We start from the raw sequence: 25284 nt of genomic DNA on the forward strand, positions 1-25284 counted from the left end.
GCGCTGCCGCAGCCGTCCAGGCAGGGATCTCAAGGTTGTCCGCCCGCTGCTCGTCTTCCCGCGCCTTGGCGACCGCGTCATCCCAGCTGCCTCCTCGGGATTTAACCGACAATGAGGCACCCAGGATGGCCTGTTGGTGCAGGTCGCGGCGTACCTGGGCGAGGACGTCTCGGACCCCGACGAACGCGCGACCAGGGGGAGGGCCTTGCGCGTCGGCAAGGCCCTGGGAGACAGCCTTGTGCGCGGCAGCGATCAGCCACGACTCCAGGGAGGCCAGGTGCCTGCGCCACTCTCTGCGACGACGCCACTCGCGATATGCCCACCTCAAACGACCTACCACAGCCCGCCCCCGAGATCTCGGCCTGTCCTGGTTCTCACCAGGGTAGCGAGACGCGCACCTTGGTGCTGTTCAGGATGAGTGGTACGCGAGGACGTCGGTGTACCGGTGCAGTACGGCGAGCACAGAGGCCGTGTCCGGCTGTTTACTGGTTACGGCCATTCCGCCCGGCCTGCAGCAGTCCCTGCAAACGGCGGCCGCCCAGAGCTTGGTCGAACTCGCCGACCGGGAGACCCGCGCGGAACTGTCCGCCTACGAGGGCGCCCGGTGCTGTGGGCCGCCCGCCTGAGCGAGCAGGGGCCACGACGTCCTGAGCTACCTGCACGCCGCCCCCGACCCCACCCCACACTGCACACCACCCGCAGCCCAAGAGCAGGTGATCGAGCTGCGGCCCGCACAGATGGACGCCCTGCGCGTCTACACGAACCTCGCCCTCGACCTGCGCGTACCACCGGCCGACGGCCTCATCGAACGGGTACACACCGCCTACTTCGACCGGCCAGGCAACCGCTGGCGCATGACCCTCACCCGCGCACAGACCGACTCGGTCGCCTACGCCTTCTATCTCCGCGCGCTGACCGGCTCGGTGGTGGGGGCCAACTGGTTCGCCCGCGAGTACGGGGTCACCTACCGGGCCGATTCGGCGACCGGCCGCCCGGGCGCTGTTCCCCGGCCGCAGGCGGTGCAGAGTGCGGTGCGGGTGGCGGGACGCCTCTGGGTAGGCCAGCATGTCGTGGCCCTGAGCGCTGAGACGGACCGCCCACGGCTATGGACGCCTCTGGGAGGCGGACTGTTCCGCGGACTTCCCAGTCGGCGAACTCGACCAGGCCCTGGGCGGCCGCCGTCTGGTCGAGGCAGGCCCGGCGACGCGGCCAGGCAGCCACCGAAGCCCGGGGTGATCTGGCTGCCGTGATCGTGTCGGTCCGCCGCACGGCCGCTGCCGGTGTTACTGCCACTGCGAGCTGGTTGCGATGGCCCGCAGTTGGGCCAGTGTCAGGATCGGCGTGGTACGGGTCGAGGGGGCGTTCTGACTCGCCCCTTGCCACGCCATGATGGTGACGTAGAGCCCGTCAGGATGCAGGACGTTCACGGCCGCGTGCCCGGGGCCTGTTCCGGGGGGTGCCTGCCGGGACTCGATCAGGGTGCCGTCGGCCAGAGGTGTCGTGCCGGCGAAGACGTGGCTGCGGAGAGCGGTGGTGGAGGTCTGCCGGGAGACGTGTACTTCGAGCAGCGACTTGCCGTGGCCGTCGTCCACCCACAGCTGCCCGGACTGCCGGCCGCCGGGAGGACTCGAATGCTTCAGGCCGGCCGGTAGCAGTGCGGTCAGGGTGGCAAGGGCGCGGTCGGCGGGCAGCGTGCCGGTGAACGTCGGCTTCGGGGTGGTGGATGCCGTGGCCGAGGCGGTTGTGGCTGAGGCCGCCGGACGGGCCAGCGAGTCGTCGGCCGGTCGCCCGTCGGACAGCAGCCCGGGAACGACCGCCGCGCCGAGCCCGACGAGCGCGAGTACGGCTGCTCCGCTCACGCCGACGGCCGCGGCACGGCGGCGGCGCCTACGCCGGCCATTTCGGACACCTGCCTGCACAAGTGACGGGGTGCTGGGCGGCTCGATGGTCTGCAGGGTGGTGCGGAGAGCTTCGGTGAAGTCTTCTTCGGAGGGCATGGTGGGTCACCGCGTTTCGGGGTCGGTGAAAGGGTCGAGGTAGGTGCTGCGGCACCGCGGTCAGGGGCTGACGAGCTCTGACAGGTCGTGGCCCAGAAGGTCCCGGATCCGGGCGAGCGCGCGCATGCTCTGGTTGCGCACCGCGCCCGGCCGGATCTGAAGGATCGCGGCGGTCTGCTCGACGCTGCGGTCCTCCCAGTAGCGCAGGAGCAGCACGGCCCGGTCCCGGGCGGAGAGCCGGCCGAGAGCGTCGAGCAACGTGACCCGCAGCGTGGCGTCGTGCTCACTGGTGGCACCGGAGTCCGGCAGGGCGCCGGTGGGCTGCTCGGAGCTGCTGCGCCTGCGCCGGTAGGACAGGTAGGTTCGTACGAGCACGGTGTTTGTGTAGGCCGTCGGGTCGTCTATCTGCGCGATCTTGCGCCAGTTGGCATACATCCGGCCCAGCGTGTCCTGCACCAGGTCCTCTGCGAGATGCACATCACCGCTGGTGAGCACACACGCAGAGCGGAACAGAGGTGCGGATCGCGCAGCGGCGAACGCCATGAATTCCTCTTCGTACCGGCGCTTCATCCGAGATCCTGTTCGTCGTCCACACCCTAAAGACGCTGTGGCCCCTGGGTTACGTCCCACCGGGAGAAGCAGGAATCTGGCCGCCTCAGCCGAACTTCCTTCGACGACGTTGGCGTCGAACCGACCCGGCCGGCCACTTTACCTGCGCCTTCGGCACCGAACGCGGGGTGCGCCGGGCCGATCTGTCGCCGAGAGGAACGACATCGTGCCGACGACGCGGAGCCGGCACGCTTCCCTGGTCAGGCACCTCGAGCCGCACCCAACCGACGGGCGGGCCGGGGGCCGGGGACACGTCGTCTGTTGTTCACCGCGGAGTTCTACTCGCGTGGACGTGAGGGCTGGTGTCATGCCGTCAGCCGCTCGGCGTACCCAGCCGGGCCCGGATCCGACGGAGCTCTCATATGCCTTCGATTCGCCGACTCGCACCCGCCTGCGGGGCGTTTGCCCTCGCCGCCGGTGAGAACCTGTGGCCCGAGCCGCGTTACAGCACAGGTGGCAAAACCGCGGGCAACAAGGACACCATCGAGAGCCGCCTCAGGGCCGCCGGCTGCAACGGCCAGGTCCCCCTCGACGACGCCCGCGGTACAGCGGAGGCCGTACTAGCGGCCGCTGATACGCCCAGGACTGCACCCACCGAGACGGCGATCCTCCGCGCTTGTGCCATACCCGTCAGCCCGTAGGCGCCAGGATTCGGCATCCGCCTCCTCCGTGCACCGGACGTGTGGACCACGCCATGGGTGCCGGAGATCGTGGTGCCGCCCGCCGGCGTCGTGGACGTACGCACCGGCGGGCGTCGGGGGTCAGGCCATGGACAGTTTCCAGACGACGCTGACGATCAGACCGGACACCACGGCCAGGAACACCTTGCGGACGAAGGCGGAACCCCGCTTCATCGCTACGGAGGCGCCGACGACACCGCCCGCGAGGTTGCAGACGGCCATGGCCGCGCCGAGGCCCCACAGCACCTTCCCGGCGGGGACGAAGAACACCAACGCCCCCAGGTTGGCGGCGACGTTGACGACCTTGGCCACCGCGGACGCCCGTAGGAACGCGTATCCGATCACGCCCACAAGGAGGAAGACCAGGAACGAGCCGGTGCCGGGCGGGCCGAGTCCGTCCCAGAATCCGATGGCCGCGCCGCCCACCGCCATGGCGAGCAGCTCACCGCGCGGGGTGAAGCGCCGGTTCTCCTCGACGCCGAACTCCGGTTTGCGCCAGGTGTAGAGGCCGACGACGACCAGCGCGCACAGGACGACCGCGTTGAGGACGGACGCCGGCAGCGCGGAGGCGACCGCCGCTCCGGCAACGGATGCGGGGAAGGTCAGGGCGGCCATCTGCCCGACGGCGCGCCAGTCCAGCGGTGTCCGGCGCCCGAAGGTGACCGCGGCGGCCGACGTCCCCACCAGTCCGACCATCTTGCTGGTGGCCAGCGAGTACACGACCGCTCCTGCGGGATTGACCAGGAGCATGGCGGGCAGTTGCAGCAGTCCGCCGCCGCCCACGATGGCGTCCACCGCGCCGGCGAGGAACGCCGTCACGCACAGGAACAGCAGCGCCGCCAGGGCGATGCCGCCGAAGCCCGGCCAGTCGACCGGTGACCACATCCGGCTCACCCCGCGGTGAGGGCGCCGTGCCGCTCGGCCACCCGGTGCAGCCGCCGCACGGCCTCGCGTACGGTGCTTTCCTCCACGCCGAGCCGGGTGACCAGACGTACCCGGGTGTCCGTCCAGCGTGCGGCTTTGACGCCGACCTCGGCGGCGGCCCGCACGAACTCGGTGGAGTCCAGGCCGGTTCCCGACACGTCCGCGACGACCATGTTGGTCGCCGGTTCGGGCGCGGTGAACCCGGGGTGTTCGACGAGGAGGTCGCGCAGCAGGCGGGCGTGGGCATGGTCGTCGGCGAGGCGGTCGATGTGGTGCTCCAGCGCGTACAGGGCCGCGGCGGCCATGAACCCGGACTGGTGCAGTCCGCCGCCGAACCACAGGCGGTGGACGACGGCCTGCTCGATGAGGTCGGCCGGTCCGGCCAGGATGCTGCCGAACGGCGCTCCGAGCGCCTTGGCGAAGGAGACCGCGACGGTGTCGACGGTTGCCGCGTACTCCGCCAGGGAAGTACCGGTGGCCACGCTCGCGTTGGGCAGTCTGGCGCCGTCCATGTGCAGGGGCAGGCCCTTGTCGAGCGCGGCGGCGCGCAGGCCCGCCAGGTCGTCGACGCGGATGACGGAGCCGCCGTAGTAGTTGACGGTGTTCTCCACCCACACCAGGGAGGGGCTGGAGGTGAGCCGCGCCCGGCGTTTGCGGTCCACCGCGGCGTCCAGGAGCGTGGGCGTGAGGACGCCGTCGGGGGTGTCGACCGGGTTGAGCACCACTCCGGACAGGTCGGCGGTAGCGGCGCTCTCGAAGAAGTTGATGTGGTACTTGGCGTCCGTGATGACCTCGCTGCCGCGGCGAGTGTGGCCGCGCAGGGCGAGCTGGTTGCTGAGCGTACCGCTCGCGGTGAACAACGCGGCTTCCTTGCCGAGCAGTTCGGCGCAGTGCCGCTCCAGCCGACGGGTCGTCGGGTCTCCTCCGTACAGGTCGTCCCCCACCTCGGCGTCCGCCATGGCCCGGCGCATGCCGGGGGTGATGACGCTGAGGGTGTCACTGCGCAGATCGATCGGTAAGAGCACGAAGGTCCTCTCGTTCGTGGCCTATTGGTGGTGGGCGACTCGCGAGCGCGCCCAGGTACGGTAACAACGCGGCGCTATTTTGGAAAGTCATTTCCGTATTACGGAAAGCATGGGGGTCCGCGCGCGGTCCGCAGGGGGCACGCTTGCTCGCGCGGGTGAGGCGTGCGGTGAGGAAGGCGAGGATCTCGTCGCGGGCCCGCAGCCGGGGGTGGCCGGCCTCGTCGACGAAATGGGCGGTAACCACGCTTGCCGTGCGGGGTGCCGACCGGGTCGGCCGCCCCGGCAGTGTCCCGTGGATCACCCCACATTGCGCGGGAGGAGTACGCGCGGTCCGCGCTCACGCTGTCCGGTCTCGTCCGGGGTCTGCCGTTCCCGATCCTGGGCACGCGCATGCCGGCCATGACGGCCTCGAGGTCGAGAGAGTCGTGGCGGTGCCCGGCCGCGACCAGCGGTGAACGGACGGCACCGGCCGTCCCGTCGCTGTCGCGGCCAACCAGCGCGGTGGTGCGCTCTCGGCATCGACGGCGCGGCCGCAGCGCCCTGCCTTCCGGCACCGTTCCCGCCAGGCGATAAGTGCCCTGGCGGGGTGAGGATGGAAGTTAAGAGTCCACTTCGCCGTTCATGGAAGGGTGAGGCGGTATGACATCCCCCTCCGACCCAGCAGGCACCCGCACTACGGCATCGCATGAGACCGGCACCCAGGAGGCCTCTTTCGGCGGAGGCCTGGCGGCCGTGGCGAACATGGGCTGGCAGATCCTGCTCACCACGGGCCTGGCCGCGATTGCCCTGGGCGTGGTGGTCCTTGCCTGGCCGGAAGAGACACTGCGGGTCGTTGGTGTGCTTTTCGGTGTCTATCTGCTGGTCATCGGTGTCTTTCAGCTGGCCGCAGCCTTCGGTGCGCACATCCCGGGGCATCTGCGGGCACTGCATTTCCTCACCGGCGGGCTCAGCATCCTGCTCGGCCTGGTCTGTTTCCGAGGCACCCTGGAGTCCATCCTGCTGCTCGCTTTGTGGATTGGCTTCGGCTGGTTGCTGCGTGGCGTCATGGTGACGGCCACGGCGGCCTCCGCCCCGGACATGCCGGCGCGTGGCTGGATGCTGTTCACCGGGATCATCGGCATGCTGGCGGGGATCGTGCTGATCGTCTCGCCGTTCACCTCGATCGGCGCGCTCACCCTGGTGGCGGGCGTAGTGGCCATCGTCGTCGGCGTGATCGAGGTGTTCCACGCGATCAGAATGCGTGTCGAAGCAGGCCGGCTGGCGCCGGGCACGGAAGGCGGGCGGCGGCCTGCGTTCGGCTCTCAGCCACACCCTCAGCACTGAGCGCGGCGCCGGCGCCACCGCTTCTGGCAGACGTCTGCCGGATGACTGCGGCGACCGGTATGTGCCAGGCCACTGCGGCGTGTGTAGGTACCGTCAACCCGCCATCGAAGGTGTCACCCGCATCCCGTCGGGAGACTGTGATGTCCTGCTTCAGGCCGGCGGCCGAAGGCCGAGGGCGCCGCCCAGAGGAGGTGTGGTGATGGCCGACGCTCGGACACGTGGCCAGCCGGTGATCGTAATGAACCCGCGCTCGGGCGAGGGTAAGGCGGCTCGTTACGGCCTGGCGCAGCGGGCCCAGGTCTTGGGGGCCGAAGTCTGGACGACCAGCGCGGAACGGGACGCGGCGTCGCTCGCGCGAGACGCCGTCGAGCAGGGAGCGCGGGTGCTGGGGGTCGCGGGCGGTGACGGCACCGTGTCGGCGGTCGCGGCAGTGGCTTCCGGCACGGGACGGGAGCTGGTTGTGATCCCGGCGGGCACACGCAACCACTTCGCCCGGGACCTGGGCCTGGACCTCGGTGACCCGGGCAAGGCTCTCGACGCCCTGGTCGACGGCGAAACAGCCCAAGTAGATCTCGGGGTGCTCGGCCCCCGCATCTTCGTCAACAACGTCTCTTTCGGTCTGTACGCCGACGCCCTGCTGGAGCCCGGATACCGGGAGGACAAACCCCGCGCCTTTGCCTCCGTGGCGCCCGACTACCTCACCGGAAAGCAGTGGGTCGACGCCCGAGTGGACAGCCCCTGGGGGATCGTCGAGCGCCCGCAAGTGGTGCTGATCTCCAACAATCCCTACCACCTGGCCACACCGCGCTGGCTGGGCCGCCGCCTCGCCCTCACCACCGGACAGCTCGGTGCCATCGTCCTCAAACGACCGGCCCAGGCTCCCCCCGACCTCCTGCGGCACCTGCGCAGCGAACTGCGCGAGCACAAGCGCGGGGCCCGCCCGCCTGGTGAAGGGGCTGTCATCTGGTCGGCTTCTTGCGTCACCTTGCACGGCGACACGGGGCATCTCGAGGCCGGTATCGACGGCGAAGCGGTCCGACTTCCTCTGCCCGTCCTGTGCGAGATCCAGCCGGGCGCCCTGCGGGTGCTGCTGCCGAAGAACCGGCCCGCCACCCCGCCGGATGCCACGGCGCGCCGCTGAACGCTCTTGCCCCGGCCTGAAGCGGCCTCAGTGTTCGGTCGAGGGTGCCGTGGGCGCTTCTTCGTGCGTGGCGGCGTACAAGATCCAGGCATCGATGAACGTCTGCAGTGCTGCGGGGGAGGCCCCCGCTCGCTCCATGTAATCGGTGTAGATCCGGGATCGGTCCGGGCCGTCAGGCCACGCTGGGTCGCCGACCGCAAGGCGGGCAAGGTCTCCCAGTGACGTGGGGGGTTGCTCGAACTGAGCCAACCAACCTCGGAAGCCCTGCATCACTCAGCCCCTCGAGCATGCTCGGCACATGAATCCCTGCCCAGCGATGATCGCAACCGATCACCAGCCTCACCGGCAACTCGACCGTGATCAGTACGCATCAGCCCGTGTAGTCACCACTGCTGCCCAGGACATTCTCCCTTGCCCGGCCGCCCCGGTGAAGGCACCCTTCAGCCGCCCCCACCAAGCACCTCATGGTCCTGGCGATGCTGCTCCCAGCCTGTTGAACCAGGGCCGCACTCGGCCCACTGCGCCGCAGCCCCGCCCCGGCCCACCGGAGCCTCCCGCACACCCGGCGCTCCTCGCCGACCACTGCCGTCAACGAGCAGACTGAAGTGAGGGAGGGAACTGAGGAGCGTAGGAGATCGCCGTGCCGACTGAACCACACACCTCGCGACCAGACGTAACGATCACTGCCGTCACCCCGCACCTCGCCGAAGTGACCCTGACCGGAGACATCAGCACCCATGCCCTGCGCACCCTGGAAGAGCGACTCGACGATCCACGCTTGCAGGGCGCAGCAACTGGATTGTGGACCTGCGCGACGTGACCCGCATCGAGCTGGCCTGTGCCTACGCCTTGCTGCGGGCTATCACGCTGCACTCTGGGACGGCCGCTGTGCGGGGGGCGCGGCGCCCCGTGCTGCGCACCCTGCAGCAAGCCGGCCTGAACAGTGCGGCAGAGATCGAGGAATAGTCCCAACACGCGGAACCGCCGCAGCAACCGAAGGCGTGAGCTCTCAGACCACGACGATCACTATGGCACCCCTGGGGCTTCGCCCCTGCGCCCGCGCCCCACGCATGTGACCGCGGGCGCGTCACCGGTCCAGCACCGACGTGACAGGGTCACCGGTTCCCGTTCCCGCACGACAGCTCTTCTGGCAGCTGCGGATGCCTGCAAGCCACCTCACACCCCACGCCCTCAGTCCCGCCGGCCCCATACCTCCGGGCCGCCGCCGCGCCACTCGATGTCGTCGGAGCGGATGACGTCGAGGTCGTCGATCCCCTCCATGCCGGCCTCCTGCAGGAAGGCGACGACGTCGCGGAGCCGGTAGGCACGGCCGAGGATCGTGCCGTCAGCACGGACGCGCCGGCCGCCCTGGTTGTCCGGTGGATACACGATCACCTGCACCATGCCCCCAGCCCCACCCGGTGCCCTGACCGGCGCATGGTGTGCTGCGCCGTCCCTCCGCGCTGAGTGGCCGACACCGCCTTGCGGCGTCGGCCGCTCGCCGAACGCGCCGCCGGCTGAGGAGTCGACGCTAGACAGCCGGCCGGGGACGGTGGTGGGACAGCGCGGCGCGCATGAGGCGGCGGGCGCGCTCCGCGGCGCCCTTGTCACCGAGGAGCTGGATCTCCTGGTTGGCGGCCATGGCGAGCCCCGAGAGGGTGGTGACAAGGTCGTCGGTGTCGGCGTCCGGGGCGAGGTCGCCGGCGTCGCGCGCGGTGGTGATCTGCTCGGCGAGGAAGCGGCGCCAGCGGGTCACCGTGTCGAGCAGGCGGACGCGCAGCTCGCCGGGCTGCCCGTCGAGTTCGCAGGAGGCAGCCGTGATGAAGCAGCCGTTGGGGAAGGGGCTGTCGACCAGGTAGGCGCACCATGCGTCGATCACGGCATGCAGGCACGGCAGGCCCGGCCCGGCGGCGCGCCCCGGTGCCACCACCGCCTCCAGGAACATGTCCACAGCCCGGTCCAGGACGGCGAATTGGAGCTCACTGCGGGAGCCGAAGGGGCCGACGACCCCGGCCTTGCTCATGTCGAGCGTCTCCGCGAGCGAGCCGATGGTCAGTCCTGACAGTCCCGCGCTGGAGGCCTGGGTCACCGCGACGCTGACGATGCGGTTGCGGGTGCGGCGGGCCTCTTCAGCCGATTTCCTCATGCCACTCATCTTACCGATCGACTGTCTGCTAAATTGGCGAACGATCGTACGGTAATTCTTGAGCGGGAGGACGTTTCCCATGCGTGTCCGTTGGCTCGGCTGGGCCGGAGTGGAACTCGAAGCACAGGGCGAGAGCCTGGTCATCGACCTGCTCGGGCGGCCCGAAGGCGTCCTGGAGGACACTCCGCTCGCAGGGGTGCCGCTCCCGCACGTCGTCCCGCCCCGCGCGGAAGGTCATGTGCTCGCCGGCCTGTGCACCCACCTTCACCGCGACCACACCGACGCCGGCGCCCTGGCCCGCGCACTGCGCCCCGGCGGCGTCGTCCTGCACCCGCAGTCCTACGGCGGCGACGACCACGAGAACCTGTGGACGCTCAAGGCCGAGGCCGAGCTCGTCGCCCACGACCTCCCCCGCCGGCCCATGGACCTGTGGGAAACCACGACCATCGGGCCGTTCACCATCGCCGCCGTCCCCGCCGTCGACACCCTCGGCGACCCCCAGGTCTCCTGGGCCATCGAAGCCGACGGCACCCGGGTCATCCACCTCGGCGACACCATGTTCCACGGCTACTGGTGGCGCGCCGCCCACCGCCACGGCCCCTTCGACGCCGTCCTCACCCCCATCAACGGACCCACCGTCTGTTTTCCACACTGCCAGCCGCCAAGCCCGTACCCGGCGTCGCTCGACGCCCAGCACGCTGCCGTCGCCGCCCGCCTCCTCCAAGCGAAGACCGCGATACCGATGCACTACGACGGCTTTCACGCCGACGGCTTCTACACCACCCAGCCCGACGAACTCGCCCGCTTCCTCGACGCGGCGAGCGGCGAACCCTACGAGGTCCTCACCCCGGCTCCGGGCGAAGAGCTGCCTCTCTGACCCGCTGCCACAAAAGTCCGCTGGGCCGCTCCGTATACGCATCTGCGCCCGCCCACGAGTAGAGAGGAACTGCCCCCGTGCATGTGTCCCGCACACCCCGCCCCATCTCCGCCGCGCCACCCGACTGGGTCGACGGCGCAGCATGGGTCGAGGAAATCACCACCATCGACGGATCGTCGCGCTTCCAAGTCGACAGCGTTCGTTTCGCGCCCGGCGCCCGCACCGTCTGGCATCGCCACCCGCTCGGCCAGGTCCTTCACGTCACCGAGGGGGTCGGGCTCGTTCAGTGCCGCGGCGAAGGGAAGCACACCATCCGCGCCGGCGACACTGTGCGCATCGCACCGGGCGAGTGGCACTGGCACGGAGCCGCGCCCACCAGCTTCATGACCCATCTGGCCTTCCAGGAAGCCGCCGCGGACGGCACCGAGGCCGAACGCGGTGCCCGTGTCACCGAGACCGAAGATTCCGCCGGCCCGCTGACTCCCTGACTGTTCGCCAAGAAAGGCACCCCCTCCATGTACGCCAAGCAGTACGAGCTCACGCTCCCCGCCGACTACGACATGAAGATCATCCGAAAGCGGGTCGCCGCTGGCGGCCACGTCCTCGACGACCGCCCAGGACTGGGCCTCAAGGCCTACCTCATCCGCGAACGCGGCACGGACAACGCGCCCGTCAACCAGTACGCCCCCTTCTATTTGTGGAACGACACCGGGGCGATGGCTCGCTTCCTCGTCGGCGCCGGCGGATTCCAGAACATCGTCCGCGACTTCGGCCGCCCCGCCACCCTCCACTGGACCGGCGTCGCCTGCCACGCCGGTCCCTCCCGCAGCGCCCCTCCCAAGGCAGCCTCGCGACGTCTCACCTCCCTGCCCATCGACGCGGACACGGACGGCACCGGCCTGGGCCTGTCCGCGCTGATCGAGCGGGAGACCGAGCACCTGCGCGAGCTCTCCCGCCACAGCAGCGTCCACACCGCCGCACTGGCGGTGGATCCCCACCACTGGCAACTGCTCCGCTTCGTCCTGTGGGCGGACACCTCAGCCCCCGATCTGAACGCCACGGAACACTACGAGGTCCTTCACCTGTCAGCTCCAGGCCTTTCCGAACTCCCGGAGGGCCAGGTCTGGTAGCCCCGTAGCCACCCGCGAGAAAACACCCGTACCAGTCCTGGAACGGTGATGGTCCGGCTCGTACGACTACGCCAGGACATGCAGCCTGGGGACGTGGCTGCCTTCGGGCAGGGCGGGGTTCCGGCATCCGGATGACAGCTCAGTTCGAGCGGAATCGGTGGAGGAGCTGAGGAGGCACCCAGCAGGCATGGGGTCAGGAAGCGAGCCCCTCGCCCGTGGGGCTGGGCACCGGGCTGTCCGGTCCCACGGCGCCCCAGTGTCCGCCCTGCGGAGACTACGGCGCCTGTTCATGGGACTCCGACCCGCTCCTGCCCATCGTCCGGACCGGGGACGCGGGTCGGGTCGGCCAGCACGGCCGGGAGATCGTGATGGCCGTCGCCCAGGGCCTCGAAGGCCAGCGCAGAGCCGGTCGGCAACGCCTCACCGCCCGCCTCGCCCCCCGCGGCCTTCACGACCAGGTCCACCCGATACGACATCGCACACCCCGTGCTCGTTGAGTGAGGGCAGCACCGTAGGGCCTGACCGAACGACGCGTGAGGTACGCCGGGCGCCATCTCCATCACAGCCGACCTCCTCATCGCCGGCGCCCTCTGCAACGGGCTCCGCCAGCAACCGCAGGTTCTCGCCGCCGCCATCGGCGTCCACCGCCCCCTGCCGCCTCCGAACCTCGCTGCGTCGGGCCGACCCGGACGATGCGAGTCGTTTGCCTGCTCATAGTGCGCCCTCTCGTCCACCTCCCGCATAAGCCCTCCGAGTTCGCTGAGTGCTTCGGCTACACGTAGGCACCATCTCGGACTTCGAGCGCGGTCCGGTCCGCACCCTGATGACCCGCCTCGTCCACGTGGGCAAGCCCTGCCGGCCACGGCTTGCCCACACGCGAGGCTTGCCCAGGCGCAGCATGGCCTCCGCTCACGCTGCGCCTGGGTGTCCGCCAACCGGTTGCTTCCTTGGTGGGCTCCACCATTGCCTGGATGGTTGTCTCCACCGTTGCGCCGAGAGGTGCACCCCGCGTTGCGGCACCCTCCCGGGCATGACCTTTGTTCCCCCAGGCCAGGCCCTTGGCTTGGTACACGAGAACCGACAGCAGATCCAGCGGCGTAGGAGTTCACCCCGCGAAGTCCGAGCACGCCTGTATGCGCCAGGCTCGTCAAGGGCGGTGCGACGGCTGGGCTTGGTGCAGCACGCTGCGGACCAGCACCAGCGGGCGGGGGCCCTGCCGTACCCGGTTGGGGTCGCGGGCGCCGGGGCTGGGGTCGCGAGGGTGGGCTTTCGGTCAGGGGTTGAGGGCTTCGGTGATCTTGCGGATCATCTCGGCCGTGACGGGTTTGGTTTCGCCCTGGTGGGCTTGGGCCGCTTCGAGGGCGACGAGGACGGTGCGGCGGAAGTCGCCGGCTTCGGCAGGCGACCGCTCGTGGAGCAGTCGTACGGACGCGGTCAGGGCCGGCAGCACACGGTCGGCGATCTCGGCAGTCGACTTGCCCGTCAGTTCCTTGCCGCTCAGGGGCGTGGCGAGCACGTGGCCGACCAGGCCAGTGGCCGAGCCCAGAGCGATGGTGCCCGCGGTGGCGATCTTGTGGGGCCGGCCGGCGGGGTCGGCGGCGGCCAGCAATGTGATGGCGCCATAGGCGGCGGTCCGCAGGGTGAGCTTGTCCTGCTCGGTGAGGGTGATGGACATGGCTGTGCGCTCCTTGGCAACGAGGTGTCGGGATTGATCGGATCGGGGGCCCACCGAGGAGATCTGACCCTCGGTGGGCCCGGCGTCAGTTGTCGACGGCTTGGTAGACCGTGGTCCAGAAGTCGTGCATGAGCTGCACCGGATCCGGGACGGACGCCCCCACCTGGGTGAGCAGGATTCCGGTGAGCTGGTTGTCCGGGTCCGCGTAGGTCGAGGTGCCGCTTCCGCCGTCCCAGCCGAACTGCCCTATGGGTGCGTAGTCACCGCGGTAGGTGCGCACTGCCATCCCGAGACCCCAGCCGCCGTGCTGTCCCTGGCCGAACGAGATGTGGACGTTGTTGCGGGCCATGGCGGTACGGGCGGCGTTCTGCTCGGGCGTAAGGCGGTTGGTGGTCATCAGCTCAACTGCGGCCCGGGACAGGATTCGTTCGCCGCCGTGCATCCCGCCGTTCAAGAGCATCCGGAAGTACGCGTGGAAGTCGTCGGCGGTGGACACCAGCCCACCGCCGCCGCCCTCGAATGCAGGAGGTGTGCTCCAGCGCCCCCCTTCCGCCTCGTCCCACACGGTGAACTCCGCGCTCTGCGGGTCGGGAGCGTAGAGGGTCGGCAGCCGGTCGATCTTGTCGGCGGGCACGTGGAAGCCGGTGTCATTCATCCCCAGCGGGTCGAAGACGCGCTCGCGCAGGAACGTTCCGAACGACTGGCCCGTGACCCTCGCGACGAGCACGCCGAGCAAGTCGCTGGCTATCTGGTACTGCCAACGCTCGCCGGGCTGGTGCATCAGCGGAAGCGTTCCCAGGCGGCGCATCCACTCATCCGGCTCGGGCATCGGCTCAGGCAGGTTGGGCGTGAGCCCCTGCTCGAAGACCGCGCCCATGATCGGCGTGCCCAGCACAGTCATATCCATGCCGAGCCCGAATGTGGACGTCAGCACGTCCCGTACGCTGATTGGCCGCCGCGCCGGCACAGTCTCGTCCAGCGGCCCGTCGATCCGCTTCAGCACCCGCCGGTCAGCGAGCTCGGGCAGCCACGGCTCCACCCGGTCGTCGAGACGAAGCCTGCACTCGTCCAGCAGCACCATCGCCGCCGCCATGGTGACCGGCTTGGACGTCGAGGCCACCCGGAAGATCGTGTCCCTTCGCATCGGCGCGCCGCCGTCGTGCCGCATCGTGCCGATCGCCTCGACGTGCGTCTCGTCGTCCCGGCTCATCAGCGCGACCAGACCGGGGATGTTCCCGGACTCCACATGGCGTACCAGCACCTCGCGGATTTTGCGCAACCCTCCCTCGGAGAAGCCGCGGTTGCTCATCCTCATCTCAAATCTCCTTGCAATGTCCGTCCTGTGACCCGTCCGCGGTATGGCACTCACGATCAGGCAGACGCGGCGGACGCGAACACCGAGGTGCCATTGATCTGACGGGCGCGCAGCCCGATCGCCGTGCGGTTCCTGCTGCCATCCGCAGGTGGGGATTTCGAGGTCCAGTGCCTCAGCTGCCGGCGGCGGGCCCGAGACCAACCCTGGCCCGGACGCTGGACCTGATCAACATAAACTTCGGGCACGCGCCGATAACCCACCCGTTATGAAGGAAGGCCTGCCCCGATGGAGCTGCGGGACATCGAGATCTTCCTGACGCTAGCGGACGAACTGCACTTCGGTCGTACGGCGGCTCGTCTGCACGTCACCCAGGCGCGGGTGAGCCAGGCGATCGCGACGCAGGAACGGCGGCTTGGTGGAACGTTTTTCGACCGCTCGAACCGTCGGCAGATCCGGCTGACCCCCTTGGGGCAGCAGCTGCGTGACGATCTGCGACCGGTCTACGCGGGGCTACAGGCCGGCTTGGAGCGCGCACGACTGGCCGCCCGTGGAGTGACGGCGGTCCTGCGGGTCGGCATGCTTCCCTTCAACATCGCCGAACTGCATCACTGCTGGCGGGTGTTCCGTTCCCGCCACCCGCAGTGGGAATTGCAGATCCGCCGCGCGCCCTACGTCGACCCGTTCGCCAGACTCCGCGATGGCGAACTGGACGTCCTGGTCGTATTTCTGCCCGTGGAGCATCCGGACCTCACCGTGGGCCCCGTCGTCTTCACCGACCTCCGGCTGCTTGCCGTCTCCATCGAGGACACGCTGGCCATGCGATCGTCCGTGACCCTGGAGAACCTCGCCGATCGCCAGCACGTCACGGCACCTTTGATGCCCGACTACTGGGAGGACCGATACCTGCCCTTCCAAACCCCTCGGGGTCGTCCCATCGAACGCAGCCGGATCATCACCAACAACGACGACCTGATCCACCTCGTCGGGACAGGGGAGATTGTGCACGGCTTCCCGGCCCACGTCACCCGGCACTGGTCCATATCGCATCTCCGCTGGCTGCCCATCCGGGACATGCCACCGCTGAGCTACGCACTGGTCTGGCGTACCGAGTCCGAGAACGAGCCCATCCGAGCACTCGCCGAAGTCGTGGGGGATCTCGGGCCGCTGAACTTCGACGACCGCTGAGCGGGCACCGGGTGCGGACCTGCACCCGGTTTCCTCGGGGCGCTCACGGCAGCGCACCGGTATGGAGTAGGAGCTCATGGGCGTTCCTCGGCTGCTGGCACCTTCGAGTCGCGGCGGACCATGCGCTGCAGGTCCGGCTGACCGGACCACGGTCCGGGTCTGCCGTTGTCGACTGATGACGGCACATCCCGAACCGGGGGCCTCCCCAACGACGTTACCGAGGTGCGGCCGGGTTGACCGTGCTCCAGTCCTCCTGGCCCCGTCCCGCGGCGAGCGCGGCGGAGAAGAGGGAGAGGACGCCGTCGAGAAGAGGAAGGTGCTCCTGGCCTGCGTCTTCGGCCATCCGGGCCGCGTAGGTGAGGTCCTTGTGCGCCCACGCGGCAGAGAAGTTCAGCGGCTTCGGCGGGGTCAGGTAGCTGTCCCAGGCGAGACGTGTGACCACGCCTCCGGGGCGTTCGAGCAGGGCCTCGCCGACCTGGCACGCGTCCAGGCCCGCCGCCTCCGCCAGACGGAGCGCCTCCCCGAACCCCGCCAGGTGGACGGCCTGCAGGGCGTTGAGGATCAGCTTGAAGCGGGTGCCCGCCCCGGCAGGCCCGAAGTGCCGTACGTCCCGGGCGATCGCGTCGAAGACCGGCTGCAGTGCGGGCAGACCGCTCGCGTCGCCGCCCGCGAGGAGAACCAGGCTCCCCGCCCGGGCTGCGGCGGCTCCCCCGGTGAGCGGCATGTCGTAGAAGGCCACGCCTCGCTGCGCACACCGGGTGGCGAGGTCCTGGACCCAGTCGACCGACAAGGTGGCGGAGGCGATGAGTACGGCGTCGTGGCGGGCACCCGCCAGGATGCCGTCGGGTCCCTGCCACACCGCGCGGGAGGAGTCGTCGTCGGCCGTGACTTCGAAGACGACATCGGCACCGGCCGCTGCTTCCGCCGGGGTGGCCGCCACGGCGGCTCCCGCGTCGGCGAGCTCGGCCGTCTTCCGCGGAGTGCGGTTCCAGACGGTCACCTCGTGACCGTGCTTCAGCAGGTTCTCGGCCATGCCCCGGCCCATGATGCCGAGTCCTACCACCGCCACGTTCGCCATGTCCGCCGTTCCTTTCGCTTGGCGTTGTTCGATGTTCGACGCCCGTCCGGCGCATCAGTGCAGCGCCGTCGGGTGCCTCCAGTCTGGTCGGGCGGACCCCTCTTCGGGACGCCCGCCCGAGAGGGGCCTTCGCAGGGCCCCTCTCGGGCGGCGAAGTGATCGTCATACTCGACATGTGGACATCGACAAGGCATCCGGGCTGGGAGAGTTCCTGCGGACGCGGCGGACCAGGGTCACACCCGAGCAGGCCGGGCTGCCGGCAACCACGGGGCGCCGGCGCACGACGGGCCTGCGCCGGGAGGAGGTGGCGCTGCTCGCGGGCGTCAGCATCGAGTACTACCGGCGGCTGGAACAGGGCAAGCAGCACCGGCCGGGTCCGGCGGTGCTGGACGCGGTCGCCCGGGTGCTGCGGCTGGACGAGGACGAGCGCCGGCACCTGTTCGAGCTGGCCGCCACGCCCCGGGCCGCTGCGGCGGGCCCTGGGCCGGCGCCCGCGCGCGCCTTGCGCCCGGACGTGCTGCGGATGCTGGACATCGTCGACCCCTGTCCCGCGTACGTGCTCGGCCGGGCCAACGATCTCCTGGCGGCCAACCCGCGAGGTCTGCGCCTCCTCCCCGGCATCGAGGAGTGGCCGGAGCCACGCCGGAACACCGCCCGCTACACCTTCCTCCACCCCGCCGCACGGGGCCTCTACGGCAACTGGGAGGACGTCGCCGCAGCCACCGTCGCCCATCTGCGCGCAGCGGCCGGGCGGTACCCGGACGCGCCCGACGTCACCGGCGTCGTCGGTGAACTCATCGTCAAGAGCGAGGAGTTCGCGGCACTGTGGCAGCGGTACGAGGTGCGCCACCGCACCAACGGGCGCAAGCACTTCATCCACCCCGCCACCGGCACCATGACGTTGAGCTACGAGGCGTACGAGGTCGCCCGCACCGAGGGGCACCGGCTGATCGTCTACCAGGCCGAGCCGGGCAGCCCGGACCACGACGCGATGGTCCTGCTGGGGCACGCGGACGCCGATCTCGTCGGTGGGAGCCGGCACCCCGAGTGACCCGCTTCCGGTATCACGAGGCCCGATTGCCGGCCAGCAGGTGCCTTTGGGCGCGGGCCCAGGTCTCGGTGGAGTCGAAGGCGTCCGAGAGCCAGGTGGTGGAGGACAGGGTGCCCCGCCCCCGGTACGCGCGCATGATCTCGACGTGGGGCGGCCAGGCGATGAACCGGTGCAGGGCGGCTTCGTCGCGCCACACGGCCACCGCACCGCAGCGGGGGCCGGCGGGGCGCGCCCACAGCCACATCCCCCGCGCTCCCTCCAACGCCGGCCAGCCCGCCGCGAGCCGCCGGGCCGCCCGGTAGACGCGGGGCAGATCCATGGCGCGGTCGAGCCGGAAGTCGGTGACGCTGACGAGGACGGAGCCGCCCTGACCGTGGTCCGGCCCGGGGATCCAGGACGATCTCAGAATTTTCATAGGCACGTGCTTACGATCTGCCTGAGTGTACGATTCTGTCAACGGGTGGGATCACCACGCGGAATCAACAGGCAGGTTCAACAGGTAGGTTCGGTGCCATGAACGCAGTCGCCGGGGACGGGGTCCGGCCCGACCTCGCCGCTCTGGTCGTCCCCCTCGGCCGTGCCCTGATGGCCGCCGAGCAGCCGGTCCTCGCCGAGCACGGGCTGACCATGTGGGGGTACGCGGTGCTGTCCCACCTCGACGAGAGGCCTCTGCGCACCCAGACCGCACTGGCCGAGGCGATCCACGCCGACAAGACCCGGATCATCGCCGTGCTCGACGACCTGGAGTCCCGCGGCCTCCTCAACCGCCGTCCGGACCCCCAAGACCGCCGCGCCCGCCTGCTGTCCCTCACCCCGGAGGGACGCCGACTCCGTGACGCCGTCCGGGCCGCTGTCCAGAACGGCGAGGAACGCCTGCTCGGCCGGCTTCCGGTCGCCGACCGAGAGGCGTTCCTGCGTAGCCTGATCACCCTGTACGAGATCAGTCAGGGCCGACCGGCCCGCTGAGGGTGGCGGCGGGCCGCCGCCAACCGCCGCCCTGCGGCCGGGGAGCGCCGGCGCCGTGACGGCCGGCACTGCGGTGCGGCGAGCCACTGCACCCATCGCGTCCGCCACGCACTCCAGTCCTCCGCAATTGCTCGGGAATTGCTCGGGACAGAGGTCCTGACTGCGAGTCATGGTGCGACAGCCGCTTGCTCGCTGCTCCGCCGCAACGGTGCCACCGTGGCTCCCGTTCCGACAACTCGGCAAAGAAATTGCAGTCCTTCCTGACCCGGCCGCCGGTCGGACGCACTGGCCGGCCGGGTTCGGCTCGCACCCGGGACGGCCGGGTCTCAGTTGGCGGCGGCCGGGTGGTGTGCCTCACGCGACCACGGATCGTAGGCGTCCGCCCGGCGCACCGCGCTGCGGGTCTCAAGCGCCCGAAGGCGGCCGGGTAGTTCGTCACCCGGCACCTCCCGCTTCAGCGTCCTTCGCTGCCCCGCGAGCGACGGGCTGGGTGCGGTGCACCCCTGCCCTTTGATGTTGGTTGCCGCATCGGCGGTGGTGCTCTCAGTCGCCCCGGCCTCGTCGGTTGGCTCCTCGCAGCCCGCACGTCGCCGCCCTGATGGCTGGTAGCGAGGAGCCGTCCCATCGTCGGGGGTTGTGCATCTGACCGGTCTTGCTTACTCTCTCCTCTCGAAAACGAAAGTCGTTTTCATTTACCGAGAGGACAAGCATGCAGTCGCTCGCCTTTGAGGAGCTGCAGGCCGACGGTTCGCTGGCCGCGCCGCAGGGCCCCGGCACCAACGCCCTGGTGCACAACCCGTTCGCGTTCGAGGAGCTGGAGGCCGACGGTTCGCTGGCGGCGCCGCAGGGCCCCGGCACCAACGCCCTGGTGCACAACCCGTTCGCCTGGAACGCCTGATCAGTCGCTGAGCGGGAGGTGCCGGCTCCCGGCAACCGATCCGCCGAACCGCCGCCCGTGGCCCGGCCACGGGCGGCGGCCCGAGCGGCGCACCCCACCGGCACAACGGCACGGCACACCGAGGAAGGCATCACCCATGGACCGCATCGCACCCGGGCACCACCTGTACCCGGGACCCGACGGCAACTGGCGGCACAGCGCGCCGGACGGGCGGTTCACCCGCATCCGCGGTCCGCACGCACTGCTGTCCTCCGCCCGGCGAGACGCCTACGGCGCCGCGAGCCCGGCAGCGGCCGACCATCCCGGCCGCGAAAGCGCCCACGCGCTGCGCACGGCGCTGCGCGAGCGCGGAGTGCTCATCGCCGACGACGACGAGCGATCCACGGGCACGACCGCCGAGAGCGGAACTGCCCCCTGGAACGTGCACATCGAGGGCGACAACCCGGTGGCACACGCCGTCGCCGCCCTCCTCCCGCCGGGAGCCCGCGTCGCCACAGGCCGCCTCGACGAGGACGCCGTCCGGGCCGCCGACACCGTGGTCTCCTGCGCCGGCTGGCTGCCGGACGCGCATTGGCAGCACGTGGACGAGTGGTGTGCGCGCCACTCCACGTCCTGGCACCGCTGCCATGCCGAGGGCCTGCGTTTTGTCCTCGGTCCGATGTGCGTCCCCGGACGCACCGTCGGCTACGCGGACACCCGGGGCCGCCTGCTGGCCGCCGCCGACCTGCCGGACGAACTCGCCGCCCACTGGTCGTACTTGGACGGTGACGCCCTGCCGCCGGTGCCGTGGCCGGGGCCCGGCGTGACCGCCGTCCTGGCCGGGCTGCTGGTGGGGGACCTGCTGCACCGGCGCGACAAGGGCGTCCCGGCGGCCCGGGACACGCAACTTGTCGTGGATCCAGCGACGCTCGCCACCGACCGGCACCGGGTGTTGCCCCTGCCGGTCACGGCGCATGCGGAGGCGGCCCGATGAGCCGCGGGCCCAGCCTGCCGATCCGCGCCAATGAGAGTGTGCCCGGCTGGGACGGCACCCCGCTCGCCTTCGATGTCCAGGTGCCGCCGCGCGAGCTCTGGCCGGTGCCGACCGTCGTCACCCGCACCCCGTACGGCCGCAGCGGCCACCTCGTCGAGGGGGCGGGCTGGCGGCGCCGTGGGTTCGCCTACGTGGTCCAAGACGTCCGGGGCCGGTACGACTCCGGCGGCGTCTGGCAGCCCTACCGCAATGAGCGCGGGGACGGCGCGGCCCTTGCCGACTGGATCGTCGAGCAGCCGTGGAGCGACGGAAGGCTGGTCGCCTACGGCGGCTCGTACGCCGGTCACACCGCCTGGGCGCTCGCGGCGGAACGGCCGGAGGCGGTACGGGCCGTGGTGAGCATGGGCCCGTCCATGTCACTGAGCCGGACGAAGTTCGAACGCAGCGGCATCCTGCGGCTGGCCGAGCACGCCGCCTGGTGGCTGGAACGGGCCGACGGGCGCACCAGCCGCGACGGGCTGACCGCCCTGGTCTTCCGCGAGTGCCCCGAACTGCTCGACCACCTGCCCGTCGTGGAGCTGGCCGACCGCCTCGGCGCCCGGCTCCCCGGCTGGGCACAGGTGATCGAGGACGGCCCCGAGCACCGGGCCGAGGGCCCGGACACGGCCGAGCTGGAAAAGCTGCCCATGGCCGCCCTGCACATCGGCGGCTGGTACGACCTCCTCGTCGACGAGGTACTGGAGCACTTCGACCGCGCGGGCAGCGCCCTGACCCCCCGTCCGTCCCGCGCGCTGGTCATCGGCCCCTGGGGACATGATCTCGCCTACGCCCCAGGTACGCGCATCGGAGACCGGGAGCACGGGCCGGACGCACGCCTCGACCTGGGCGCGCTTCAGGTCGACTGGCTGCGACAGGTGCTGGCCGGGCCGGGGCACGGTACCAGCGAGGCGCGCGTCTTCACCGTGGGCGCCGACCGATGGTGGACCGGCCCGTCCTGGCCGCCCCCGAGCACCGACTCGGTCTGGTACGCCCACCCCGCCGGCGCCCTCGCCCCGCACCCACCGGCCGTCGGCGCCGAGTTCGGCTTCCTCTACAACCCCGCCGATCCGTACCCCTCCCGCGCGCCGGGCGTGGACCGGGCCCCCCTGGCCGCCCGTGGCGACGCCGTACGGTTCACCGGCGCCCCGCTCACACAAGCGCTGACGGTCGCGGGCCGGCCGAGCGTGGTCCTGGACGCTCGCAGCAGCGCGCCCGCCACGGACTGGATCGTGCGGCTGACCGAGATCACCTCCGACGGCCGCCGGCTGGAACTCGCCCACGGCAGCGTCGACACGGCACGTACGGGATCCGGCAGTCGCCACGAGATCGGGCTGAGTCCGCTCGCCGTCTCGGTCCCGGCCGGGTCGCGGCTGCAACTGGAGATCACCAGCAGCGACTTCCCCCGGCTGGCCCGCTCTCTCGGTACCGGTGCCGACCGTTGCCGGAGCACCTCCGTCGCCGTGGCCGAGCAGACCGTACGCATCAGGCCGATCGACGGCACCCGTCTGATCCTGCCCCGCACCGCCACGGAGGAGACGTCGCCGTGACCAACGCCCTGCTCGACCCGAGGACCGGCCTGATCACCCGGCTGGAACCGCAGCGCCGCCGCCCCGGGCTGCCCCGGATGTGGGTCGGCTACGGCGCCAGCGTCGCCCGCACCGATGTGTTCGCGCCGTGGCTCGCCGACCGCTTCGGCTTCGGTGCCTCCGCCGGGGACCACGAACGGGCGCGGCGCGCCGCCGTCGGTGAGGCCGTCGAACGGTACTGCGGCAACGCCGTCCCGGGCTGCCTGCGCATCGCCTCGTACCGCGAACTGATCGCGGAGGGTGTGCAAGCGCTGGACCCGGACACGCTCGCCCTGTACTCGCCTGCCCAGTACGCCACCTCTGGTTTCCCCTTCGTCCCCTTCACCCGCGACCTGCCGGTCGCCTGGACGACGGGCCGGGACCTGCACGACGGACGCGAGACCATGGTCCCCGCCTCCCTCGCCTGGCTCGACTACTTCCACGGCCCGCGGGCCGCCGAGCCCCCCACCCACTCCCTGGTCTACTCCGGCATCGCGGCGGGTGAGAACCGCGCCCACGCCGAGCGCTTCGCCCTCGAAGAGCTGCTGGAACGCGACGCCACGACCATCTGGTGGAGCACCGGCGCCCCGGCCTCCGCGATCAGCGACGCCGGCACCGTGACCTCGCGTCTCGGCGGCCCCGCACCCGGCGAAGGACCGGGCCCGGACGTACGTCTGCTGCACGTCCCCTCCGAGTTCGGCGTGCCGGTCGCCGCCGCCTTCCTGGAGGACCGCGAGCGTGGCGTGGTGGCCTTCGGCAGCGCCTGCCGGGCGACCCCCGAGGCGGCCGCCGAGAAGGCGCTCGTCGAGGCGTACGGTCTCTACTCCCTCACCCGGCAGCTCGCCGAACCGGGCAGTGAGGTCTGGCAGGCGGTCGACGCCGGGACGCTGGAAAGCCATGTCTTCCGCCCCTACCGCGCGGACCGCACCTACCGGGACGCCTTTCGCCCCGACTACCGGGATCTGACCGACCTGCCGGCCATCGCCCAGCTCTACCTCGACCCCCGGATGCAGGGCGCACCCCTGGACCGCCTGCGCGGACCGGACCGGACTGCCCTCGCCTTCGCCGACATCCCGGCCGTACGGGAGGAAGACCCGCGCCGTGTCTACCTGGAACGGCTCGCCGCCGCCGGACTGCGCGCCCACAGCGTCGATCTGACGACCCAGGATGTCGCCGCCGCCGGGCTCAGCGTCGTACGTGTCGTCGTCCCCGGCCTGATCGGCAACGCCCCGCCCGCGTTCCCGTATCTGGGCGGCTCCCGGCTCCGGCCCGTGGACGCGCTGTACCCCCATCCCCTCCCGCTGGCCTGACGAGGACACCATGCCGTACCCGCTCCTGACGGATCCGCGCACCGGAATCGTGCGCCGCCTGGCCCAGGCGCCGATACCGGGCCGCTTTCCCGCAGGCTTCCAGCTCATCGCGTCCGAACTGTGCGACACCTCCCGCTTCTGCCCGTGGCCCGCCGACTCCGCGGGCGCCGGTTACGCCTTCGCCGACCCGGACGCCGCCCTCGGCGCGGCCCTCGGCGAGGCGGCGGAGCGGTACTGCGGCAACCTGGTGCCCACGGAACTGGTGCGCGCTTCCTACCGGGAACTGTGCGTCCGGGGCCTGCGCGCGATCGACCCGGACACCCTCGCCCTCTACGGGCGGGAGCAGTACGCCGACCCGGCTTTCCCCGTCACCGAGTTCACCCCTGACCTGGTCGTGGAGTGGGCCGAGGGCACCGACCTGGCCGACGGCGGACCCGTCCTCGTCCCGGCGTCCCTCGTGTGGGTGTCCTACGTCTCCGCCGACGTCCTGCCGCGCGGCCCGCGCACCAACCCCGTCATCCAGGCCGGCCTCGCCGCCGGGCCCACGCTGTACGACGCCTGCCTCGGCGCGCTCGCCGAAGTCGTCGAACGGGACGCCATGACCCTCGGCTGGCACGGCCGCGCCGGCCTGCGCCCCATCGCACCCCCCGCCTGGTTGGAGCGGTTCGCCCGGGGGCCCGGCGGTGACCTGGACACCCGTTTCCTCGCCTTTCCCGACCTCTTCGGGCTGCCGGTCGCCGGGGCGCTGGTGCATGACACCGCCACCGGATACCTCACCCTCGGCGTCGCCGCCCGCGCCGACGAGGAGGCAGCGCTCCTCAAGGCGTACGGCGAGGCCCTCCAACTCCAGCTCTTCACCTCCGACTACGACGACCCGCACGGCCCCTACATGCGCGCCGCCGCCGACCCCCGCAGCCCTCTCAAGCCCTGGCGCGCCGAACGCGACTACGCCGCCGCCTACCGCAGCGACCTGCGGGATGTTGTGGACTACGGCTGCCACCTTCAGCTGTACCTGGATCACCGGATACAGGACGCCTTCGAAGCGGAACTGGCCCTGGCCCTGAAGGAGGGAGAGGACGCGACGGGCACCGCCCATCCGTCCGAGCCGGTCCCGCCAGGCCGATCAGCAGGGGAGACACTCGACGCGCTGGTGGCACGTCTCCACCGCGCAGGCCACCGAGCAGTCGCCGTGGACGTGACGACACCCGATGTCCGGGCAGCGGGCCTGCACGTGGTCCGTGTGGTCGTCCCGGGCCTCTATTCCAACACCGCGGCCGGAATGCCGTTTCTCGGCGGCGACCGGCTCGCCGACTCCCTGCGGGGCGCCCGCCGCCGCGCCCTGCCCCTGCCCCACTGAGCGCTCCCTTGCGCCGACGA

Annotated in this window: 27 protein-coding genes and 1 pseudogene; 15 read left to right on the forward strand and 13 right to left on the reverse strand. The window is 70.9% G+C overall.

Annotation, left to right across the window (positions count from 1 at the left end; genetic code table 11):
• Nucleotides 1-713 precede the first annotated feature (713 nt).
• Nucleotides 714-1250, forward strand: coding sequence for a DUF6417 family protein (locus AB0E88_RS29315; protein ID WP_361636702.1), 537 nt, complete (start codon nucleotides 714-716; stop codon nucleotides 1248-1250).
• A gap of 33 nt (nucleotides 1251-1283) precedes the next feature.
• Here AB0E88_RS29315 and AB0E88_RS29320 read toward each other — a convergent pair whose 3' ends face one another.
• The 5 genes and pseudogenes from AB0E88_RS29320 to AB0E88_RS29340 all read right to left on the reverse strand — a co-directional run.
• Nucleotides 1284-1997 (reverse strand): hypothetical protein, encoded by a 714-nt coding sequence (locus AB0E88_RS29320; protein WP_361636705.1) that lies wholly within the window; start codon nucleotides 1995-1997, stop codon nucleotides 1284-1286.
• Nucleotides 1998-2057: 60 nt separating this feature from the next.
• The gene (locus AB0E88_RS29325) at nucleotides 2058-2567 is read right to left on the reverse strand and encodes a SigE family RNA polymerase sigma factor (protein ID WP_361636708.1); all 510 of its coding nucleotides are present in this window, start codon (nucleotides 2565-2567) and stop codon (nucleotides 2058-2060) included.
• An 800-nt stretch (nucleotides 2568-3367) separates the two neighbouring features.
• Entirely contained in the window at nucleotides 3368-4171 is an 804-nt protein-coding gene (locus AB0E88_RS29330; protein WP_361636711.1) for a TSUP family transporter, read from the reverse strand.
• A 5-nt stretch (nucleotides 4172-4176) separates the two neighbouring features.
• Nucleotides 4177-5235 carry a threonine aldolase family protein gene (locus AB0E88_RS29335; RefSeq protein ID WP_361636713.1) on the reverse strand — a complete coding sequence of 353 codons (1059 nt, stop codon included), beginning with the start codon at nucleotides 5233-5235 and terminating at the stop codon, nucleotides 4177-4179.
• Nucleotides 5236-5546: 311 nt separating this feature from the next.
• Nucleotides 5547-5639, reverse strand: a pseudogene (locus AB0E88_RS29340) (IS5/IS1182 family transposase); the annotation flags it as partial.
• A 235-nt stretch (nucleotides 5640-5874) separates the two neighbouring features.
• Here AB0E88_RS29340 and AB0E88_RS29345 point away from each other — a divergent pair.
• Together AB0E88_RS29345 and AB0E88_RS29350 are read left to right on the forward strand one after the other, a co-directional pair.
• Complete coding sequence (locus AB0E88_RS29345; RefSeq protein WP_361636716.1) at nucleotides 5875-6558, forward strand: HdeD family acid-resistance protein; 684 nt, start codon at nucleotides 5875-5877, stop codon at nucleotides 6556-6558.
• Nucleotides 6559-6757: 199 nt separating this feature from the next.
• A complete protein-coding gene (locus tag AB0E88_RS29350) occupies nucleotides 6758-7699 on the forward strand; it encodes a diacylglycerol kinase family protein (RefSeq protein ID WP_361636719.1) in 942 nt (313 codons plus the stop codon).
• Nucleotides 7700-7726: 27 nt separating this feature from the next.
• Here AB0E88_RS29350 and AB0E88_RS29355 read toward each other — a convergent pair whose 3' ends face one another.
• Nucleotides 7727-7969: a YozE family protein gene (locus tag AB0E88_RS29355; RefSeq protein ID WP_361636722.1), complete on the reverse strand. Its 243-nt coding sequence runs from the start codon at nucleotides 7967-7969 to the stop codon at nucleotides 7727-7729.
• A gap of 531 nt (nucleotides 7970-8500) precedes the next feature.
• On the opposite strand from AB0E88_RS29355, the gene AB0E88_RS29360 reads away from it, so the two are divergent.
• The gene (locus AB0E88_RS29360; protein WP_361636725.1) at nucleotides 8501-8665 is read left to right on the forward strand and encodes a hypothetical protein; all 165 of its coding nucleotides are present in this window, start codon (nucleotides 8501-8503) and stop codon (nucleotides 8663-8665) included.
• 225 nt (nucleotides 8666-8890) lie between these two features.
• Here the strand turns inward: AB0E88_RS29360 and AB0E88_RS29365 are convergent, their stop codons facing one another.
• Together AB0E88_RS29365 and AB0E88_RS29370 are read right to left on the reverse strand one after the other, a co-directional pair.
• Nucleotides 8891-9103, reverse strand: coding sequence for a hypothetical protein (locus AB0E88_RS29365; RefSeq protein WP_361636728.1), 213 nt, complete (start codon nucleotides 9101-9103; stop codon nucleotides 8891-8893).
• 127 nt (nucleotides 9104-9230) lie between these two features.
• Nucleotides 9231-9845, reverse strand: a complete 615-nt coding sequence (locus AB0E88_RS29370; RefSeq protein WP_361636730.1) for a TetR/AcrR family transcriptional regulator — start codon at nucleotides 9843-9845, stop codon at nucleotides 9231-9233.
• Between the two features lie 79 nt (nucleotides 9846-9924).
• Here AB0E88_RS29370 and AB0E88_RS29375 point away from each other — a divergent pair, with 79 nt between their 5' ends.
• The 3 genes from AB0E88_RS29375 to AB0E88_RS29385 all read left to right on the forward strand — a co-directional run bounded on the left by AB0E88_RS29375 (nucleotide 9925) and on the right by AB0E88_RS29385 (nucleotide 11852).
• Complete coding sequence (locus AB0E88_RS29375) at nucleotides 9925-10722, forward strand: MBL fold metallo-hydrolase (protein WP_361636733.1); 798 nt, start codon at nucleotides 9925-9927, stop codon at nucleotides 10720-10722.
• A 77-nt stretch (nucleotides 10723-10799) separates the two neighbouring features.
• Nucleotides 10800-11210, forward strand: a complete 411-nt coding sequence (locus AB0E88_RS29380) for a cupin domain-containing protein (RefSeq protein WP_361636736.1) — start codon at nucleotides 10800-10802, stop codon at nucleotides 11208-11210.
• Between the two features lie 27 nt (nucleotides 11211-11237).
• The gene (locus AB0E88_RS29385) at nucleotides 11238-11852 is read left to right on the forward strand and encodes a DUF4865 family protein (RefSeq protein ID WP_361636739.1); all 615 of its coding nucleotides are present in this window, start codon (nucleotides 11238-11240) and stop codon (nucleotides 11850-11852) included.
• A gap of 287 nt (nucleotides 11853-12139) precedes the next feature.
• On the opposite strand, the gene AB0E88_RS29390 is transcribed toward AB0E88_RS29385, so the two are convergent.
• From AB0E88_RS29390 to AB0E88_RS29400, 3 genes are all read right to left on the reverse strand, one after another.
• Nucleotides 12140-12328 (reverse strand): hypothetical protein, encoded by a 189-nt coding sequence (locus AB0E88_RS29390; protein ID WP_361636742.1) that lies wholly within the window; start codon nucleotides 12326-12328, stop codon nucleotides 12140-12142.
• A 797-nt stretch (nucleotides 12329-13125) separates the two neighbouring features.
• On the reverse strand, nucleotides 13126-13527 hold the full coding sequence (locus AB0E88_RS29395) for a hypothetical protein (protein WP_361636744.1): 402 nt from the start codon (nucleotides 13525-13527) through the stop codon (nucleotides 13126-13128).
• Between the two features lie 85 nt (nucleotides 13528-13612).
• On the reverse strand, nucleotides 13613-14842 hold the full coding sequence (locus tag AB0E88_RS29400) for a serine hydrolase domain-containing protein (RefSeq protein ID WP_361636747.1): 1230 nt from the start codon (nucleotides 14840-14842) through the stop codon (nucleotides 13613-13615).
• Between the two features lie 285 nt (nucleotides 14843-15127).
• On the opposite strand from AB0E88_RS29400, the gene AB0E88_RS29405 reads away from it, so the two are divergent.
• On the forward strand, nucleotides 15128-16027 hold the full coding sequence (locus tag AB0E88_RS29405; RefSeq protein ID WP_361636750.1) for a LysR family transcriptional regulator: 900 nt from the start codon (nucleotides 15128-15130) through the stop codon (nucleotides 16025-16027).
• 214 nt (nucleotides 16028-16241) lie between these two features.
• Here the strand turns inward: AB0E88_RS29405 and AB0E88_RS29410 are convergent, their stop codons facing one another.
• Nucleotides 16242-17105 carry an NAD(P)-dependent oxidoreductase gene (locus AB0E88_RS29410; RefSeq protein WP_361636753.1) on the reverse strand — a complete coding sequence of 288 codons (864 nt, stop codon included), beginning with the start codon at nucleotides 17103-17105 and terminating at the stop codon, nucleotides 16242-16244.
• 175 nt (nucleotides 17106-17280) lie between these two features.
• On the opposite strand from AB0E88_RS29410, the gene AB0E88_RS29415 reads away from it, so the two are divergent.
• Nucleotides 17281-18156, forward strand: a complete 876-nt coding sequence (locus AB0E88_RS29415) for a helix-turn-helix transcriptional regulator (RefSeq protein WP_361636756.1) — start codon at nucleotides 17281-17283, stop codon at nucleotides 18154-18156.
• 13 nt (nucleotides 18157-18169) lie between these two features.
• On the opposite strand, the gene AB0E88_RS29420 is transcribed toward AB0E88_RS29415, so the two are convergent.
• Nucleotides 18170-18571 (reverse strand): hypothetical protein, encoded by a 402-nt coding sequence (locus tag AB0E88_RS29420; protein ID WP_361636759.1) that lies wholly within the window; start codon nucleotides 18569-18571, stop codon nucleotides 18170-18172.
• 98 nt (nucleotides 18572-18669) lie between these two features.
• Here AB0E88_RS29420 and AB0E88_RS29425 point away from each other — a divergent pair, with 98 nt between their 5' ends.
• The 6 genes from AB0E88_RS29425 to AB0E88_RS29450 all read left to right on the forward strand — a co-directional run bounded on the left by AB0E88_RS29425 (nucleotide 18670) and on the right by AB0E88_RS29450 (nucleotide 25264).
• Entirely contained in the window at nucleotides 18670-19122 is a 453-nt protein-coding gene (locus AB0E88_RS29425) for a MarR family transcriptional regulator (protein ID WP_361636762.1), read from the forward strand.
• Between the two features lie 709 nt (nucleotides 19123-19831).
• A complete protein-coding gene (locus AB0E88_RS29430) occupies nucleotides 19832-20020 on the forward strand; it encodes a streptamidine-related RiPP repeat protein (RefSeq protein ID WP_361636765.1) in 189 nt (62 codons plus the stop codon).
• Nucleotides 20021-20156: 136 nt separating this feature from the next.
• Nucleotides 20157-20993 carry a hypothetical protein gene (locus AB0E88_RS29435; RefSeq protein ID WP_361636768.1) on the forward strand — a complete coding sequence of 279 codons (837 nt, stop codon included), beginning with the start codon at nucleotides 20157-20159 and terminating at the stop codon, nucleotides 20991-20993.
• Nucleotides 20990-22579 carry a CocE/NonD family hydrolase gene (locus tag AB0E88_RS29440; protein ID WP_361636771.1) on the forward strand — a complete coding sequence of 530 codons (1590 nt, stop codon included), beginning with the start codon at nucleotides 20990-20992 and terminating at the stop codon, nucleotides 22577-22579. Before AB0E88_RS29435 ends, AB0E88_RS29440 begins: the two co-directional genes overlap by 4 nt.
• On the forward strand, nucleotides 22576-23907 hold the full coding sequence (locus AB0E88_RS29445) for a YcaO-like family protein (RefSeq protein WP_361636774.1): 1332 nt from the start codon (nucleotides 22576-22578) through the stop codon (nucleotides 23905-23907). The genes AB0E88_RS29440 and AB0E88_RS29445 overlap by 4 nt, the downstream gene beginning before the upstream one ends.
• Nucleotides 23908-23917: 10 nt before the next feature.
• On the forward strand, nucleotides 23918-25264 hold the full coding sequence (locus AB0E88_RS29450; RefSeq protein ID WP_361636777.1) for a YcaO-like family protein: 1347 nt from the start codon (nucleotides 23918-23920) through the stop codon (nucleotides 25262-25264).
• The last annotated feature ends 20 nt before the right edge of the window (nucleotides 25265-25284 follow it).

This window comes from Streptomyces sp. NPDC028635 (assembly GCF_040637635.1).
Classification (GTDB): domain Bacteria; phylum Actinomycetota; class Actinomycetes; order Streptomycetales; family Streptomycetaceae; genus Streptomyces.